Raw genomic sequence first — 17812 nt, 5'->3', positions numbered from 1 at the left:
GACGCGCTTTCCACGCGACGGGCCCGGCCCAGACGGTCCGAAGCCACACAGGTGAGCGGCTGCTCCAGCTCGGCTTCGATATCGGCTTCCAGTGCGTCGTCGAGCTTCTGACCGTGACGGGAGAAGAACTTCACCCCGTTGTCGGCGAACGGATTATGCGAGGCGCTGATGACCACGCCGGCGAGCGCCCGGAAGGTGCGCGCCAGATAGGCGATGCCCGGTGTCGCGAGCGGACCGACCAACAGAACATCGACCCCGGCGGAGGCAAAACCCGCCTCGAGCGCGGATTCGAACATATAGCCGGACAGCCGCGTGTCCTTGCCGATGACCACGCAAGGCCGCGCGCCGCGAACCCGGTCGCTGTCGCGCTGGTCCAGACGTCGCAGCAGCACGCGCCCGGCGGCCCAGCCCAGCCGCAGCGCGAAGTCCGGCGTCATCGGCCATTCTCCGACCTCGCCGCGGATGCCGTCGGTTCCAAAGTATTTCTGACCCACTCGGTGCTCCCTTCGATATGGCGGCCGGCGTCACACGTTCGTTCAGCCCTGCATCAGATGCCGCGCCAGCGCCACCATTTGCACGGTCCGGCGGACATCGTGGCAACGTATGATACCCACACCCTGCAGCGTCGCCCAGAAAGCCGCACCGAGACTGCCGTTGATGCGCGCGTCCATGTCGTCGCGCCCGAACAGGCGCGCGAACATCGATTTGCGCGATACGCCCATGAGAACCGGGTGCCCTTCCACGCCGAGTTCTCCAATCGCGCGCAGCAAGGCCAGATTGTGTTCCAGCGTCTTGCCGAACCCGAAACCCGGGTCCACGGCGATGCGTTCGGGCGCCATGCCGGCCGCGCGACAAGCCGCCACGCGATGAGCGAGATAACCACGGATTTCGGCGACGACATCGGCATAGACCGGCGCCGACTGCATGTTCGCCGGCGCGCCCTGCATATGCATCACGCAGGCGGCGGCGTCGGCGGCGACCACCGCCTCGAGCGCTTTCGGGCGCGATAGCCCGCGGATATCGTTGATCATGTCGGCGCCGCTTTCGCACACCGCGCGAATGACTTCGGGGTTGCTCGTATCGACCGAAATAAAAACCGGGCTTTCGGCGCGCAGCGCCTCGACCACCGGCAACACGCGCGCGAGTTCCGCCTGACTCGAAACCGGCGTCGCGCCCGGGCGCGTGGATTCGCCGCCGATGTCGACGATGGCCGCGCCTTGCTCGACCATCGCCAGCGCGCGCTCGACCGCCGCCTCGACCTCGATATAGCGCCCGCCGTCGGAAAACGAGTCCGGCGTAATATTGAGCACGCCCATCACCGCCGGCTCGGCTAGCGATACACGCCGCGACGCGCCGGCCAGCGCGACCGGTCTGTCGTTGCGGCGAGTCGGCATCATGGATAAAGCACGAAAAAAGCCGGCGCCCCGGATCGAGTCGCCGGCTTCACAGCAAAGGCCCTAGGACTGCCGGTTGTGGGCCGGACTCGGCACGTTGTCGTTGCCCCGCCTGCCGCCGTCCGATTTGTCGGCGCCCTGGTCCTGTCCGATGCTGGCGCCGGTGCCGCCGTTGCCGGGGCCGGACGGATCCGAATCGTTCCAGCTTTCCGGCGGGCCCGGCTCGTGGCCCTGCATGATTTCGTCGATCTGCTTACGGTCGATGGTCTCGTACTTCATGAGCGCCTCGGCCATCAGGTGCAGCTTGTCCATGTTGTCTTCGAGAATCTGGCGCGACCGCTCGTAGCAGCTATCGATAATCGCGCGCATCTCCTCGTCGATGGCATGCACGGTTTCGTCCGAGATGCCGCCGCCCTGGGCCGCCGCCCGGCCGAGGAACGGTTCGCTGTCCTCGGTGTTGTAGGCGATCGGGCCCATGCGATCCGACAGACCCCACTTGGTAACCATATTGCGCGCGATCTCGGTCACCCGCTCGATATCGTTGGAGGCGCCGGTCGTAACCATGTCCTTACCGTAGATGATCTCCTCGGCCAGCCGGCCGCCGTACAGCGAGCAGATCTGGCTGATCAGCCGCTGCTTGGAGTAGCTGTAGCGATCCTCCTCGGGCAGGAACATGGTCACGCCCAGCGCCCGGCCTCTAGGCACGATGGTGACCTTGTGCACCGGGTCGTGCTGCGGCACGGACAGGCCGATAATCGCGTGCCCGGCCTCGTGGTAGGCCGTCATGCGCTTGTCGTCCTCGTTCATGATCATGGACTTGCGCTCGGCGCCCATCATGATCTTGTCCTTGGCGCGCTCGAAGTCGTCCTGGGTGACTTCCTTCTTGTTGGCGCGCGCGGCGAACAGTGCCGCCTCGTTCACCAAATTGGCCAGATCGGCGCCCGAGAAACCCGGGCAGCCGCGCGCCAGAATGCTCGGCTTGACGTTCTCGTGCACCGGCACGTTCTTCATGTGAACCTTCAGGATCTGCTCGCGGCCACGCACGTCCGGCAACGGCACCACCACCTGGCGGTCGAAGCGGCCCGGGCGCAGCAACGCCGGGTCGAGCACATCGGGGCGGTTGGTGGCGGCGATCACGATCACGCCCTCGCTGCCTTCGAAACCGTCCATTTCGACCAGCAACTGGTTGAGCGTCTGTTCACGCTCGTCGTGCCCGCCGCCGAGACCGGCGCCGCGCTGACGCCCGACCGCGTCGATCTCGTCGATGAAGATAATACACGGCGCCTGCTTCTTGGCCTGCTCGAACATATCGCGCACACGCGATGCACCGACGCCGACGAACATCTCGACGAAGTCCGAGCCGGAGATCGAGAAGAACGGCACCCCCGCCTCGCCGGCGATCGCCTTGGCCAGCAGCGTTTTACCGGTGCCCGGCGAGCCGACCATCAGCACGCCGCGCGGTATCTTGCCGCCGACGCGCTGAAACTTGGACGGCTCCGAGAGAAATTCGACCAGCTCCTGGACTTCGGACTTGGCCTCCTCGACGCCGGCGACATCGGCGAACGTGAGCTTGATCTGGTCCGCGGCCATCATCTTGGCCTTGGACTTGCCGAACGACATGGCGCCGCCGCCCTTGCCGCCGCCCTGCATTTGACGCATGAAGTAAATCCATACGCCGATCAGCAGCAGGAAGGGGAACCAGGAGATCAGGATCTGCTTGAGGAACGACCCCTGATTCGGCGGCTCGCCGGTGATCTGGACGTTATGCTCGAGCAGCGTGCCGATCATCGCCTTGTTATCGGTTTCCGGGCTGTAGGTATTGAACTTCTGACCAGAGGCCAACTGCCCGCTTATCTTGTGATTCTCGATATGCACTTGGGCAACGTTGCCGTTCTTGACCTTCGTCAGAAAGCTCGAATACGCCATACTCGATCCGGTCGAGTCGGACGGCGCGAAGCTGGAAAACACGCTCATCAGCACGAGCGCGATCACCACCCAGAGCAGCAAATTCTTCGCAAGTTCGTTCAAGATCGTCGTCCTCGAGCGCCGTCCCCGGCGATCGTATTGGTTATTCGGTCGGCTATCTACCGCCAGTGTAAACCATCATGGTCTTAATTCATGCCGCCGAGCGGCGCGATACGAGGGCTTGCCCTCACTGCCCCCAGCCCAAGCCGAGCAGGTACATCTCGCGGCTCGCGTCGCGCGATGCCTTGGGCTTGCGCACCACGACCCGCGCGAAACACGAGCGCATATCACCCAGCAGTTGGTCGAAACCCTCGCCCTGAAAGACCTTGATCAACAGCTTCCCACCCGGCCGCAGCACATCGTTGCAGAGCGACAGCGACAACTCGGCGAGTTGCATGACGCCGGCTTGATCGGCGGCCTTTACACCGGAAAGATTGGGGGCCATATCGGAAAGTACAAGATCGGCCGGTGCGCCCGCGAGTTCGGCCAGTAGCGCGTCGAGTCCGTCGTGCTCCGCAAAATCGGCCTGCAGGAACCGCACCCCGTCGATCGCGTCCATCGCCAGTCGGTCCAGCGCAATTACACGGGCCTCCGGCCGGCGGCGGCGCACGTACTGGCTCCAGCCGCCCGGCGCGGCGCCGAGGTCGATCACGCAGCACGCGCCGGCCAGCAGCCGATCCTTGTCGTCGATCTCAGCGAGTTTGTAGACCGCCCGCGAACGGTAGTTGTCGGACTGCGCCGCCCGGACGTATGGGTCGGACCGGTGCGCCGTCAACCAGCGTTTGGTGTCACCGCGCTTGCTCATGGGCTTATACTGCCGTTTTGCTGGTAAAGATGGACGCCATGCCCGTCGCCCTGAATAAACCGACTCGGCTCTCACTGAAGAAACAGGCCCATCACCTCAAGCCGATCGTGCAGTCGGGCGCGGCCGGTCTGAGCGAAGCCGTGCTGGCCGAAGTCGACCGGGCGCTAACCGATCACGAACTGGTCAAGATCAAACTCGCGGCGGATGACAAGGCGGCGTTCAAGAGCGAAGTCGAGCAAGCCTGTCGGGCGCTCGAAGCCGCCTGCGTGCAGCAGATCGGCCGGACCGCCACGCTCTATCGCCCCAACCCGGACAGCGACAGCCGCTGATCCGGCCGTAGCGGCGACCGATCAGCGGTAACGCACCTCGACCACCTCGAGCGTGCGCTTACCGCCCGGAACGTCCACGTCCACCACATCGCCTTCGCTCTTGCCGATCAAGGCGCGGGCGATCGGCGAGGCGAACGACAGCAGGCCTTTCTTGATGTCGGCCTCGTCCTCGCCGACGATCTGATACGTCAGTTCACCGCCGGAATCCTCATCCGCCAGATCCACGGTCGCGCCGAAGATAATGCGCCCGTTGGCCTGTGCGCCGGCCCTGGCCACATCCACGATTTGCGCCGAAGCCAGCTTGGCTTCGACCTCGGAGATGCGGCCCTCGTTGAAGCTCTGCTCTTCCTTGGCGGCATGGTATTCGGCGTTCTCCTTGAGATCGCCGTGCGCGCGGGCTTCCTCGATCGCCGCGACGATACGCGGCCGTTCCTTCTTCTTCAGGCGTTCGAGTTCATCTCGCAGCGCCCGCGCACCGCTTTCGGTCAGTGGCGTACGGTCCATGAAACCACCTCGGCATGATTCGAAGGGCGTTTATAAAACCACTGCGCCTGTCGCTTCGGCTGGCCGAACCGACAGCGCTCGCTACGTTTTGTAAACGCCCTCTCATAGCGTTGAAAAACAAAACGGTCGCCCGAGACGGCGACCGTTTCGCGACATTTACATAGTCAAGAGCGCAAGGCGGCGCCGTTGCGCGAACGGTACAGGCTAGCAGCGCCTTCGATTTAAGTCGAGACGGCGTGATCGATCCCCTCGGCGGCCACTTCGGCCAGATGGTCGATCTGCTCCGGCGTGATCACATAGGGCGGCATGAAATAGATCGTGTCGCCGAGCGGGCGCAGCAGCGCCTGACGCGTCAGCCCGTGCCGATACACCGACAGCCCGCGCCGCTCGCGCCAATCGAACGGCGTACGGCTGGCCTTGTCCTTGACCATCTCGATGGCGAGCACCATGCCGGTCTGGCGCACCTCGGCGACGTGCGGATGATCGGCCAGGCCGGCGGTGGCGCGGGCCATGCGCTCGGCAAGCACGCGATTGGCGTTGATCTGGTCGCGAGCGGCGAATTCGTCGAGCGTGGCCAGCGCCGCCGCGCAGGCCAGCGGATTGCCGGTGTACGAGTGCGAGTGCAGAAAGGCGGTGAGGTTTTCGTATTCGTCGTAGAAAGCGTCGTAGATATCGTTCGTCGTGAGCGCCACCGACATCGGAAGATAGCCGGCGGTGATGCCCTTGGACAGGCACATGAAGTCCGGCGTGATACCGGCACCATCGCCCGCCTGCTCGCAGGCGAACAGCGTGCCGGTGCGGCCGAAACCGGTGGCGATCTCGTCGGCGATCAGATGTACGTTGTAACGATCACAGGCCTCGCGCAGCAGCTCGAGATATACCGGGTGATACATGCGCATATGGCCGGCGCACTGCAGCAGCGGCTCGACGATCACCGCGCAGGTCTCGTGCCCGTGTTCGGCCAGCAGCGCCTCCATCTCGGCGAACACGGCGCGGCTGTGCTCCTCCCAGGACACGCCCGGCTCGCGGTAGAAACAGTCCGGCGAGCGCGCGGTCAGCGGTTTGAGCAGCAACGGCTCGTAGGTCTTCTTGTAAAGCGCGACATCGCCGACCGCGAGCGCGCCGAGCGTTTCGCCGTGATAGCTGTTGCCGAGGTTGATGAAGCGCGTCTTCTCGCCGTGACCGGTATTGCGCCAATAGTGGAAGCTCATTTTGAGCGCGACTTCGACCGCGGCCGAGCCGTTGTCGGCGTAAAAGACTTTGTCCAGACCGGCGGGCGTGATCTCGACCAGGCGCTCGGCCAATTCCACCGCCGGTTCGTGGGTGAAACCCGCCAGCATGACGTGCTCGATGGTATCGAGCTGGCGCTTGATGCGCGCGTTGATGGTCGGGTTGGCGTGGCCAAAGATATTGACCCACCAGGAACTCACGGCGTCGATATACCGATTGCCGTCGAAATCCTCGAGCCAGACGCCCTCGCCGCGACGCATGGGAATCGGTGGCAGTTGCCGCGTATCCTTCATCTGCGTGCACGGGTGCCAGAGCACGTTCAGATCGCGGGCGACGAGGTCCTGATTGGTCATGAGCAATACTTGGTTGTCGGGCTTTGCCGGAAACGGCGGTCCGGCATTCTAACCGGCTCGCGACCGCGCTTCAGTCCGTTACCAGCTCGAGCAGGGTATAGGGCGCTTCGTGGGCGCCGCGCACCGCCTGCGGATGGTCGTCCTCGAGTTCGAGAGCGCGATCCGGATCGTAAACGACAAACAGCCGGCCGTCCGGCAGCACGGCCACGCCTTCGGCCTTGTTACGGAACTCCAGCACCTCGCCGTTTTCGTCCGACACCAGCGCGGGCTCGACGCCCGCACGAAAATCCGCCAGCGGGGCCGACCACAGATACGCGCCGACATGATCGCCGCCCGCGCCGTCGTCGACCTCGAAACTGGTGAGGAAATAAAGCCGCCGACGTGCCGGATCGTACTCCAGACTCGACAGGCCCACCTCGAACCGGACGCCCTCCCGGCTTGACGGGTCGAATTCGTACGCAAGCTCGAAATCGCCGGTCAGGGTCAGCGCATCGCCCGACATCCGGTACGGCACGCCGACCACCTTGGCGACATAATCGAAGTTTTCATGATCGCTGCCGATTTCGCGAATGCCGAACAGCAGCAGCGGATCGCCACCCTGCTCGCCGGGCACGCTCGCCAAGCCCTCGATCTTGGAATACGGGGCGCCGAGAACCGCGGCCAGATCCGCGCGCAGCGCCACCGAACTGCGCACACCGGCAGTATCATCGCGTTCGGCCACGAGTTGCGGGGCGTCCGGCGAACCGCAGGGCCAGACCAGCAGCCGGTTGTATACATCTTGATGCGCGCCGTCCTCGGCGACGCGGTCAAAGCCGGTCGTCGCGACCATATGCGCGCCGTCCTCGGTCAGCGCGAAATCCTCGTATTTCTCCGCGCTCTTGATCAGATCGGCGCTGTAGTAGGACAGCGAGTCTTCGACCGGGCGGCCGTCCTCGATGGCCAGCGAGAACACCGGCGAGCGGTGGGCGCCCGGGATGTTCTTGTCGCTGCCGAAAACCAGGCGCTCGCCGTTCCAGGCCACGGCGGAGATCTCGACGTTGACCGGAGCGCCATCGGCATCGGTCAGGCCGGAGTCGAAACAGGCGAACAGCCCCTTGGCGACAATACGTGCTTGCATCATGTTGATTCGTCTCGTGTGGGTTTGGGCCTAGCGTAACGCCAGATCCAGCACCAGTCCGGCGAACACGATCCCGCCGAGAATATTGTGCTGCATGAAGACCCTGAAGCAGGATTCGCGGTCGCGTTTGCGGGTGATCCACTGGTGATAGATCGACATGCCGATCGCGGCGGCCAAGCCGAGATAATAGAAAAAGCCAAGCCCGAACATGATGCCGACAATAATCAACAGCGCATAGAACAGGCACTGAAACGCGCCGATGATAACGCGATCGCGCTCGCCCCAGAGCACAGCGGTCGATTTCACGCCGATCCTGAGGTCGTCGTCGCGATCCACCATGGCATAAAAGGTGTCGTAGATCAGCGCCCAAATCAGGGTCGCGACGAACAAAATCCAGCCGCCCGCCGGCACGTGCCCGCTCTGGCCCGCAAACGCCATCGGCACGGCCCATCCGAACGCGGCGCCGAGAAACATCTGCGGCCAGTGCGTAACGCGCTTGGTAAACGGATATAGCGCGGCCAGAGCCACGCCGACGAACGCCATGGCGATAGTCAGCCCGTTGAGCGTGAGCACGAGCACGAAGGCGAGCAGACAGAGCACGGCGAACAGCGTCAGCGCCTCCTTCTCGCTCACCTCGCCGGTCGCCAACGGCCGCGCTTTGGTGCGCTTGACGTGACCGTCGATATGGCGGTCGGCGTAGTCGTTCATGACACAACCGGCCGAGCGCATGAGCACGGCGCCGACCACGAACACGAACAACACCCAGAGATTCGGCAGCCCGCGCGCGGCCAGCCATAGCGCCCACAGCATCGGCCAGACGACAAGAAAGATACCGATCGGTTTGTTCAGGCGCGTCAATCGAAGATAGCAGTCGAGCTTGGTTGCAGGCTGCGTCGTCGAAATCATGGCTTGGATCCTTTGCGGCCGCCGTGGCCGGTCAATGAAAACGAGCGGTCACGTCGATGCATCGCGCAACTACCCTCGCATAACCCCGAAACGGTACCATGACGCAAAATTCCGGCGGCCGCGCCTGTGAATCGGCGCCGTCTGCCCTCGGGAGAAAACATGTCCGCTCCTTCACAATCCGGCGGTGCGCCGATCACCGATGAGCGTCAGTTAGTCGCTTATTTCGAAGACGCCTGCAAACCGCCGAGCCGCTGGCGGCTCGGCACCGAACACGAGAAGTTCGTGTTCGATCGCGACACACTGCGGCCGCTGCCCTTCGATGGCGAGCAGAGTATCTCGACCTTCCTGGACAAGCTTCGGCGCTTCGGCTGGCAGCCGATGGCTGAGGACGGACGCGTGGTGGCGCTGGAGCTGGACCGGTGCCACGTCACCCTCGAGCCGGGCGGCCAGTTAGAACTTGCCGGCGCCCCGCTCGATACGATCCACGAGACCTGCGACGAGATTCATATCCATCTGCGCCAGGTCAAGGAAGTGGCCGCCGAGATGAACGTCGGCCTGATCGGCCTGGGCTTCCAGCCGAAATGGCCGCGCGAGGATTGCCCGTGGATGCCCAAGGCACGCTACGACATCATGAAAGCCTATATGCCGAAGGTCGGCAGCCTCGGGATCGACATGATGCTGCGCACCTCGACCGTCCAGGTGAATCTGGATTACGGCTCGGAAGCGGACATGGTCAAGAAGTTCCGTGTCGGCTTGGCGCTACAGCCGGTCGCCACGGCGCTGTTCGCCAACTCGCCCTTCAAGGAAGGCGAGCCCAACGGGTTCGTCTCCTACCGCAGCCATATCTGGACCGATACCGATCCCGATCGCTGCGGCATGCTCGACTGGGTTTTCGACCACGACATGGGCTTCGAGCGCTACAAGGAATTCGCGCTCGACGTGCCGATGTATTTCGTCTACCGCAACGGGCGCTATCTGGATGCGTCCGGCCAGTCGTTCCGCGACTTTCTGGCCGGCAGACTGCCCGCGCTGCCGGGCGAGCGACCGACCATGGGCGACTGGGACGATCATCTGACCACTATCTTTCCCGAAGTGCGCCTCAAGCGCTTCATGGAGATGCGCGGCGCCGACGGCGGCCCCTGGCGGCGGCTGTGCGCCCTGCCCGCGTTTTGGGCCGGCCTGTGCTACGACAGCGTGGCGCTGGACGAGGCCTGGAGCCTGGTATCGGACTTCACCCGCGAGGAGCGTAACCGGCTACGCGATCAGGCCCCGGTGCATGGACTCAAGACCCCGTTCCGTGGCGGCACGCTCGGCGACATCGCGCGCGAGACGATCCGGATCGCCCAGGGCGGACTGCGCCGGCGCGCGCGGCTCGACGGCATGGATCGCGACGAATCGATGTTTTTGGACCAACTGGCGGAAATCGCCGAAACCGGCGTCACCCCGGCCGAGACGTTGCTGTCGCTCTATCACGGCCGCTGGAACGGCTCGGTCGATCCGGTGTTCGAGGAATTCGCTTACTGATCGACCTGCGGAATTCAGCCCGCCAATCAACGCGAACAAGCACAGATACAAGAGGGAAAAACGGATTTATTGATGAGATTACGCTGGAATTTCGCGCTGCTGCGCGACTCCCTTTCGTTTGCTTGTCCAAACGAAAGGAAGCAAAGAAAAAGACACCCTGTCTTGCGTCGATGCTTCGCATCGATGCCCTGCGCAGCTCCGGCCGAAAGAGGACAGACGGAAACTCGCCGCGCGTTGCGTGACTCAGACATCCGCCTGTCTTTTTCTCTTTCGGCCTCCACTGCTCGGCGCTGCGCCCAAGGGGCCCAATACAGACATCAGTTCGGCAGATCGTGTCTGTATTCAGCCCCGTTACGCGGCGACGGAGACGCACAGTGGCGGCGGGTGTCCGGCGCACTGCGCCGGTGCGGTGAGCTGTCTGAGGGCCGCCAAAGCGGTCCGAGCCTAAAATTATTTTGGCGCCGCATCCCGTCGCCGCGAGCATCGCAGTGCACCGGCGTAGCCGGCGCCGTGTTCGGGTGCCTTTCTGTTGGTTACTTATCTTGGGCAAGCAAGATAAGTAACTCGCGCATCAGCGCGAAACCTCAAGCCGGATAAATTCGCGACACTAAGCTATTCTACGCTGGACCTTCCCTTCGCCCCGCATAAAATCGTAACAAACTCTACTGTTTCGAGGCGGACTTCTGCTTCAGCCACGGGTATTCGCCCCGTCCGTCGCCCGGCAGCGGGCTCTTGACCGCTTCGCGCCCATAGAACTTCACGCCTTTCTGGATGCGTTCGCGGCCATTGGCTTGGCGTCGGCGATTCGTGTCGCGCAGGCTGTACACGCAGCCGCAGTATTCCTGCTGATAGAACGATTCCCGTTTGGCGATCTCGATCATGCGCGCCGCACCGCCCTTCTTGCGCCAGTTGAGCGTCCAGTACGTGACTTCGGGATAGCGCGCGGTCGCGCGCACACCGGCCTCGTTGATCTGCGCCATGTTCTTCCAGCGCGAGATGCCGAGCGTGGAAGAAATCATGTGATAGCCGTGCTCGGCCGCGTACAGCGCCGTGCGCTCAAAGCGCATGTCGAAGCAGACCGTGCAGCGGCGCCCGCGCTCCGGTTCGTCTTCCAGACCGCGAATGCGATCGAACCAGTTGTCGGTATCGTAATCGCCGTCGATGTGATCGATGCCGAGCGTCTCGCAGTAACGCGCGTCCTCGGCCTTGCGCATTTCGTACTCGGCCTCGGGATGGATGTTCGGATTGTAGAAATACACCGTCACATCGATTCCCGAAGCCTTTACCGCGGCCAGCACCTCGCCCGCACAGGGCGCACAGCACGAGTGCATGAGCAGCTTGGTACCCGGCGCCGGCGGAATCAGTACCGGGCGTTCATAGTTGTCGAGACTGTAGTTGTTCATGTCGCGACCTGTTTTGCGCATGCGATAATCACGCCCATTGTCCGTATTCCGATGCGTCGCGTCCACGAGGGAGAATCCATGCACAAAGGCAGCCTGGTCATGGCCATCATTTGGATGGCCGTCATCTCGCTGGTGCTGTTCTGGCTGCCGCTCGTCGGCCCGCTGCTCGCCGGTTTCGTCGGCGGACGCACGGCAGGCGGCGCCGGCCGGGGGCTGCTGGCCGCAATCCTGCCGGCGCTCGTGCTCTGCCTGATTTTGGCGGCGGCCGGCGCTTCGCTGACCGGCCTGCCGGTGATCGGCGCCATCGCCTCGATCAGCCTGTTCCTGGTGATCGTGATCCAGGGCTTTCCACTCCTGATCGGCGCGGTGATCGGCGGCCTGACCGTCTGAACCTGATCGTCTGAAAATGCGCGCCGCTGCCCGCGACGAGCCAAGCGCCCATAAAGAAAAACCCCGGCGGAGCAGCCGGGGTTTTCTCGTCCAACCTGCGCGCGAGGCGCGGCTCGTTTCGGATCAATCGTTCGGCGGGACGTAGGCGCCGTCTTCGTCGTGAATCTCACGACCGGTTACCGGCGGGTTGAAGGCACAAACGAGTTTCATCTCGGTCTTGGCCTTCAGAGTATGCCGATCGTGATTGTCGAGGGCATACACGGTGCCGGGCCTGATCTCGAATTCCTCGTTCGTGTCGCGGTTCACGATCGTGCCTTCGCCCTGATAGCAGAATACCGCTTCGAAGTGGTACTTGTACCACATGTCGAACTCGAGGCCCGGCGGGAACGTGGTCTCGTGAAACGAAAAGCCCATGCCGTCCTTGGCCAGAAGCCAGCGCACGCTGGTCCAGCCGCCGGGGCTGACCACTTCACGATCGGTGCCGCGCAGATCCTCGGTGCGGATGATCTTCATATCGACTCCTTGATTGATTCTAAAGTGTCCCGCGGCTTGCCGCGGATACGTTGGCAACGGGTTTCCAAAGGAGCGGCGGTCTCGCCTTTGGCCGCCCTCGCGGTTCATACCGCGAGGGCGAAATACATTTGATTTATAACCGCCAGTTTCATATTACAGCAAACGCCGGCGACTGGTTTCTCACCGCCGTTCAAGCTGCGTTGTTGAGCAGCCCGTGCTTGTCCAGCACTGTATTGATCGCCGTTTCCAGAATATCCAGACCAGCCTCGATATCCGTGTCCGGCGTGATCAGCGGCGGCATCACCTTAATCACGTTATCGTCGGCCCCGGCGGTTTCGCAGATCAAGTGGTTCTTGAAACATTCGGCCGCAACCTCGTCGGCCAGTTCGGCTTGTTCGCAGTCGATGCCGATGAAGAAACCACGGCCGCGGACCTCGGCCTTGAAGGCCGGGTTGGCGCTCAGGATGCCGTTCAGGCGTTCCTGGATCCGGTCGCCCATGCGCAGCACCGATTTCTCGAGCGTATCATCGCGCCAATATTCGTTGAGCGCGGCCACGGCGGTCACGAAGGCATGGTTGTTGCCGCGGAAGGTGCCGTTGTGCTCGCCGGGCGACCAGATGTCGTATTCCGGCTTGATCATGGTGATCGCGAGCGGCAGGCCGTAGCCGGACAGCGACTTGGACACGGTAATGATGTCCGGGCTGATGCCGGCCGGTTCGAACGAGAAGAACGGGCCGGTACGGCCGATGCCCGCCTGGATATCGTCGACGATCAGCAGCATGTCGTGCTTGCGGCAGAGCGCCTCGATTTTCTTCAGCCACTCGAAGTCGGCGACATTGATGCCCCCCTCGCCCTGGACGGTCTCGAGAATGACGGCCGCCGGCTTTTCCAGACCCGACGAACTGTTGGACAACAGCATGTCGAGATCGTCGGCCGTATCACGCCCGGCGCCGAAATAGCCGGAATACGGCAGCGGCGTCGCGCCCGGCATGTTCACGCCGGCGCCGCCGCGCTTGGCGGCGTTGCCGGTCACGGCCAGCGCGCCCAGCGTCATGCCGTGGTACGCATTGGTGAAAAACAGTACGCGATCACGCTGCTTGACCTTGCGCGCGATCTTGAGCGCGGCTTCCACCGCGTTGGTGCCGGTCGGCCCGGGGAACTGAATCTTGTACTCCATGCCCCTGGGTTTCATGATCACGTCCTCGAAGGTGGCGAGGAACGTTTGCTTGGCGTCGGTCGCCATGTCGAGACCGTGGGTGACGCCGTCGGATTCGATATATGCGAGCAGCGCCTTCTTCATGACCTCGTCGTTATGGCCATAGTTGAGCGCGCCGGCGCCAGAGAAGAAGTCGAGGTACTCGGCGCCGTCCTCCGTCGTCATTTTATTGGCCTTGGCGTGCGTGAACATCTTGGGGAACGAGCGGACGTAACCCCGCACTTCCGATTCGAGACGGTTGATGATTTCCATAGGAACTCCTGAGCGCAGGCTCGGGTTGGGTCGGATAGGAATGCGATAGACGACGTGCGTTATTCGGGCAATGCGCCGCGCACGGTCTTGGCGTCGAACGGGCCGATGCGGAACAGAATCTCGGACTCGTGTTCTTCGTCGTCGAAGTCGCCGAACAAGTCGCTACCGAACAGCTCGCGTTCTTCGACGTAGGTATCCAGGCGCCGGGCCAGCCCGCGAAACAGCGCCTGCGAGGGCTCGTTGCTCGGCCCGATCGTGGTATCCAGATAATGGACGTCGAAACACGCCGGGCGTTTGAGTATTTCGAACAGCATGCGCGTGGCCAGCCCGTAGCCGCGCCCGTCCTTGGAAACGCCCACCTGCCAGACAAACACGATGTCCGGATGGCGCGGCAGGATATAAGCGGTGATGAATCCGACCAGCCGGCCGTCGATCTCGGCCACGACGCTGCTATCGGCGTGATGCTCGCCGATCAGCATATAGGCATAGGCCGAGTTCGAATCGAGCACGCCCAGATCGTGCACCAATTTCAGAATGCCGGCGCCGTCCTGTTTGCTCGGCGGCCGAAAATGAACTTCCTTGGAAGTCTCAGAGTCAGTCTGTGAAATGGCTCAAGCTTATCGGTTCGAATTTGGACCGGATTATACCACCCGTTCGATTTTTTGCTGGCCTCCCGCGGCCGGCTTACGCAGCGACCCCGGCCTGGATCTCCTGCAGCGTATAGACATCCAGCGCGCGCTCGTCGGCCAGCGCGGTGGCGCAAGCCTGGCCGCCGGCGATTGTGGTGAAGTACGACACTTTATAGCGCAGCGCGGTCATGCGAATCGAGCGGGATTCCTCGATCGCCCGCTTGCCCTCGGTGGTATTGACCACGAGCTGGATTTCGCCGTTCTTGATCATATCGACGATATGCGGCCGGCCTTCCTTGACCTTATTCACCGGCGTGCACTCGATCCCGGCTTCGGTCAACGCGCTGGCGGTGCCGCACGTGGCGGCCAGGGTGAACCCCCAAGCCACCAGTTCGCGCGCCATTTCGACCGCCAGCGGTTTGTCCGCGTCGCGCACGGTGATCAGCGCCACACCCGGAGCCTCCGGCAGCCCGACGCCGCTGGCCAACTGCGATTTCGCGAACGCTTCGCCAAACGTCTTGCCGATCCCCATAACTTCGCCGGTCGATTTCATCTCCGGGCCGAGCAGCGGGTCAACGGTCGGGAACTTGGAGAATGGGAACACCGCTTCCTTGACCGCGAAATGCGGCATCTTGCGCTCGATACCGACATTCTGCGCGGCCAGCGTCTGGCCGGCCATGCAGCGCGCGGCAATCTTGGCCAAGACCATGCCGGTCGCCTTGGAAACGAACGGCACCGTGCGCGAAGCTCTCGGGTTGACCTCAAGCAGATACACCTCGCCGGCCCGGATGGCGAACTGGACATTCATCAGGCCGACCACCGACAGGCCGCGGGCGAGCGCGGCGGTCTGACGGCGTACTTCGTCGAGCACATCGGCGCCAAGACTATAAGGCGGCAGACTGCAAGCCGAATCGCCGGAATGCACGCCGGCCTGCTCGATATGCTCCATGATGCCGCCGATGAACACGTCGGCCCCGTCGCAGACCGCGTCTACATCCAGTTCGATCGCGTCCTCGAGGAAGCGGTCGAGTAGCACCGGCGAATCCGGCGAAACCTTTACCGCCGCCGACATGTACTGCTGCAGATCCTCCGGCTCGTAGACGATCTCCATCGCGCGGCCGCCGAGCACGTACGACGGGCGCACGACCATCGGAAAGCCCACTTCCTCGGCCAGGCGCATGGCCTCGGCTTCGGAGCGCGCGCTGCGGTTGGCCGGCTGCTTGAGCCCCAGCTTGTTGACCAGGTTTAAAAAACGATCGCGATCCTCGGCCAGGTCGATCGAATCCGGGGTGGTGCCGATGATCGGCGCGCCCGCGGCTTCCAGACGCCGGGCGAGCTTGAGCGGCGTCTGGCCGCCGTACTGCACGATCACGCCCTTGGGCTTTTCGACATCGATGATCGACATCACGTCTTCGAAGGTCAGGGGTTCGAAGTACAGCCGGTCCGAGGTGTCGTAGTCGGTCGAAACCGTTTCCGGGTTGCAGTTGACCATGATGGTCTCGTAGCCGTCCTCGCGCATGGCGAGCGCGGCATGCACGCAGCAGTAGTCGAACTCGATGCCCTGCCCGATCCGGTTCGGCCCACCGCCGAGCACCATGATCTTGTCGCGATCGGACGGGTCGGCCTCGCATTCTTCGTCGTAAGAGGAATACTGATAGGCGGTCGCGGTCGGGAATTCGGCGGCACAGGAATCGACACGCTTATAGACCGGTACAACGGCATGGGCGAGTCGCGCGCGGCGCACGGCGAACTCGTCGCAGCCTAAAAGCGTGGCCAGGCGCAGATCGGAAAAGCCGCGGCGCTTGTACGCGCGCAGCATATCGGCATCCAGATCGCCGATCGTCAACTGGGCGAGTTCGCCTTCCATCTCGATCAGTTCGGCGATCTGATCCAAAAACCACACATCGATATGGGTAAGCCGATGCACGTCGTCGACCGAAAAACCGGCTCGAAACGCATCGCCGACATACCAGAGCCGATCGGCCCTGGGCGTCGACAGCTCGCTGCGCAACGTATCCCGGGCGGCTTCGGAGCTCACGTCCGCCAGTTTGGCTCGAAACCGTCCGAGCCGATTTCCAGACTGCGCATGGCCTTGTGCAGCGACTCCTGGAAGTTGCGCCCAATCGCCATGGCCTCGCCGACCGACTTCATCTGCGTGGTCAGGCGATCGTCCGCGGCCGGGAACTTCTCGAAGGTGAAGCGCGGCATCTTGGTGACGACGTAATCGATCGACGGCTCGAACGAAGCCGGCGTGGCGCCGCCCGTGATTTCGTTGTCCAGTTCGTCCAGCGTATAGCCGACGGCGAGCTTGGCCGCGATCTTGGCGATCGGAAAGCCCGTGGCCTTGGAAGCCAGCGCCGACGAACGCGACACGCGCGGGTTCATCTCGATAATGATCATGTCGCCGGTGGCGGGATCGATCGCGAACTGCACGTTCGAGCCGCCGGTGTCCACGCCGATCTTGCGCAGACAGGCCAACGAGGCGTCGCGCATGACCTGGTACTCGCGATCGGTCAGCGTCTGGGCCGGCGCGACCGTGATCGAATCGCCGGTGTGCACGCCCATCGCGTCGACGTTTTCGATCGCACAGACGATGATGCAGTTGTCCGCATGGTCGCGGACCACTTCCATCTCGTATTCCTTCCAGCCGAGTACCGACTGCTCGAGCAGCACTTCGGTGGTCGGGGAAAGTTCGAGACCCCGCGCGAGCAGATCCTCGAATTCCTCGCGGTTGTAAGCGATGCCGCCACCGGTACCGCCGAGGGTGAACGACGGCCGCAGGATGATCGGAAAACCGATCCGGGCCTGCACCTCCTCGGCCTCGGCGATCGTATGCACGGCCTTGGATTCCGGCGTTTTCAGCCCGATCTCGGTCATCGCCTCGCGAAATGCGTTTCTATCCTCGGCCATGTCGATGGCGTCGCGGGACGCGCCGATCATCTCCACCCCGTGCTCGGCCAGCACGCCTTCGTGAAACAGATCCAGCGCGCAGTTCAGCGCGGTTTGCCCGCCCATCGTGGGCAGCAGCGCGTCCGGCTTTTCCTTGGCGATGATCCGGGCGACAGTTTGCCAGGTAATCGGCTCCACGTAGACCGCATCCGCTGTTTCCGGATCGGTCATGATCGTGGCCGGATTGGAATTCACCAGAATGACGCGAAAACCTTCGTCGGCGAGCGCCTTACAGGCCTGCATGCCGGAGTAGTCGAACTCGCAGGCCTGGCCGATCACGATCGGGCCGGCGCCGATGACCAAAATGCTTTTTAGATCTGTGCGCTTAGGCAT

The 17812-nt window shown here is 63.2% G+C and carries 14 protein-coding genes and 2 pseudogenes; 3 read left to right on the top strand and 13 right to left on the bottom strand.

All coding sequences use genetic code 11. The features are described from left to right. The 4 genes and pseudogenes from glmM to VFJ08_RS08480 form a co-directional block, all read right to left on the bottom strand. A pseudogene (gene glmM, locus VFJ08_RS08495) lies at positions 1–494 on the bottom strand (phosphoglucosamine mutase); the annotation flags it as partial. Between the two features lie 42 nt (positions 495–536). After that, positions 537–1397 carry a dihydropteroate synthase gene (gene folP, locus VFJ08_RS08490; protein WP_324996758.1) on the bottom strand — a complete coding sequence of 287 codons (861 nt, stop codon included), beginning with the start codon at positions 1395–1397 and terminating at the stop codon, positions 537–539. 60 nt (positions 1398–1457) lie between these two features. Further along, positions 1458–3422 (bottom strand): ATP-dependent zinc metalloprotease FtsH, encoded by a 1965-nt coding sequence (gene ftsH / locus VFJ08_RS08485; RefSeq protein WP_324996757.1) that lies wholly within the window; start codon positions 3420–3422, stop codon positions 1458–1460. Positions 3423–3546: 124 nt separating this feature from the next. Further along, on the bottom strand, positions 3547–4164 hold the full coding sequence (locus VFJ08_RS08480) for an RlmE family RNA methyltransferase (protein WP_324996756.1): 618 nt from the start codon (positions 4162–4164) through the stop codon (positions 3547–3549). A gap of 38 nt (positions 4165–4202) precedes the next feature. On the opposite strand from VFJ08_RS08480, the gene VFJ08_RS08475 reads away from it, so the two are divergent. Beyond that, positions 4203–4493, top strand: coding sequence for a YhbY family RNA-binding protein (locus tag VFJ08_RS08475; protein ID WP_324996755.1), 291 nt, complete (start codon positions 4203–4205; stop codon positions 4491–4493). Positions 4494–4514: 21 nt separating this feature from the next. Here the strand turns inward: VFJ08_RS08475 and greA are convergent, their stop codons facing one another. From greA to ubiA, 4 genes are all read right to left on the bottom strand, one after another. Next, a complete protein-coding gene (gene greA, locus VFJ08_RS08470) occupies positions 4515–4997 on the bottom strand; it encodes a transcription elongation factor GreA (protein ID WP_324996754.1) in 483 nt (160 codons plus the stop codon). 221 nt (positions 4998–5218) lie between these two features. Continuing rightward, the gene (locus tag VFJ08_RS08465) at positions 5219–6580 is read right to left on the bottom strand and encodes an adenosylmethionine--8-amino-7-oxononanoate transaminase (RefSeq protein ID WP_324996753.1); all 1362 of its coding nucleotides are present in this window, start codon (positions 6578–6580) and stop codon (positions 5219–5221) included. Positions 6581–6650: 70 nt separating this feature from the next. Next, the gene (locus VFJ08_RS08460; protein WP_324996752.1) at positions 6651–7697 is read right to left on the bottom strand and encodes a hypothetical protein; all 1047 of its coding nucleotides are present in this window, start codon (positions 7695–7697) and stop codon (positions 6651–6653) included. 30 nt (positions 7698–7727) lie between these two features. Next, positions 7728–8603: a 4-hydroxybenzoate octaprenyltransferase gene (gene ubiA, locus VFJ08_RS08455; protein WP_324996751.1), complete on the bottom strand. Its 876-nt coding sequence runs from the start codon at positions 8601–8603 to the stop codon at positions 7728–7730. Positions 8604–8762: 159 nt separating this feature from the next. Between ubiA and VFJ08_RS08450 the strand changes: the two genes are divergently transcribed. Continuing rightward, positions 8763–10127 (top strand): glutamate--cysteine ligase, encoded by a 1365-nt coding sequence (locus VFJ08_RS08450; RefSeq protein ID WP_324996750.1) that lies wholly within the window; start codon positions 8763–8765, stop codon positions 10125–10127. Between the two features lie 662 nt (positions 10128–10789). On the opposite strand, the gene VFJ08_RS08445 is transcribed toward VFJ08_RS08450, so the two are convergent. Beyond that, the gene (locus VFJ08_RS08445; RefSeq protein WP_349256973.1) at positions 10790–11530 is read right to left on the bottom strand and encodes an epoxyqueuosine reductase QueH; all 741 of its coding nucleotides are present in this window, start codon (positions 11528–11530) and stop codon (positions 10790–10792) included. A gap of 78 nt (positions 11531–11608) precedes the next feature. Here VFJ08_RS08445 and VFJ08_RS08440 point away from each other — a divergent pair, with 78 nt between their 5' ends. Next, on the top strand, positions 11609–11920 hold the full coding sequence (locus VFJ08_RS08440) for a hypothetical protein (protein ID WP_324996749.1): 312 nt from the start codon (positions 11609–11611) through the stop codon (positions 11918–11920). A gap of 123 nt (positions 11921–12043) precedes the next feature. Here VFJ08_RS08440 and VFJ08_RS08435 read toward each other — a convergent pair whose 3' ends face one another. From VFJ08_RS08435 to carB, 4 genes and pseudogenes are all read right to left on the bottom strand, one after another. Next, complete coding sequence (locus VFJ08_RS08435) at positions 12044–12433, bottom strand: ectoine synthase (RefSeq protein WP_324996748.1); 390 nt, start codon at positions 12431–12433, stop codon at positions 12044–12046. A 190-nt stretch (positions 12434–12623) separates the two neighbouring features. After that, on the bottom strand, positions 12624–13901 hold the full coding sequence (gene ectB, locus VFJ08_RS08430) for a diaminobutyrate--2-oxoglutarate transaminase (protein WP_324996747.1): 1278 nt from the start codon (positions 13899–13901) through the stop codon (positions 12624–12626). A 59-nt stretch (positions 13902–13960) separates the two neighbouring features. Then, a complete protein-coding gene (gene ectA / locus VFJ08_RS08425) occupies positions 13961–14509 on the bottom strand; it encodes a diaminobutyrate acetyltransferase (protein ID WP_324996763.1) in 549 nt (182 codons plus the stop codon). A gap of 76 nt (positions 14510–14585) precedes the next feature. Continuing rightward, a pseudogene (gene carB / locus VFJ08_RS15760) lies at positions 14586–17812 on the bottom strand (carbamoyl-phosphate synthase large subunit).

Origin of the sequence: Salinisphaera sp., assembly GCF_035690525.1 — a bacterium.
In the GTDB taxonomy this organism is placed as follows: domain Bacteria; phylum Pseudomonadota; class Gammaproteobacteria; order Nevskiales; family Salinisphaeraceae; genus Salinisphaera.
This window is presented reverse-complemented; position numbering and strand designations above follow the sequence as displayed.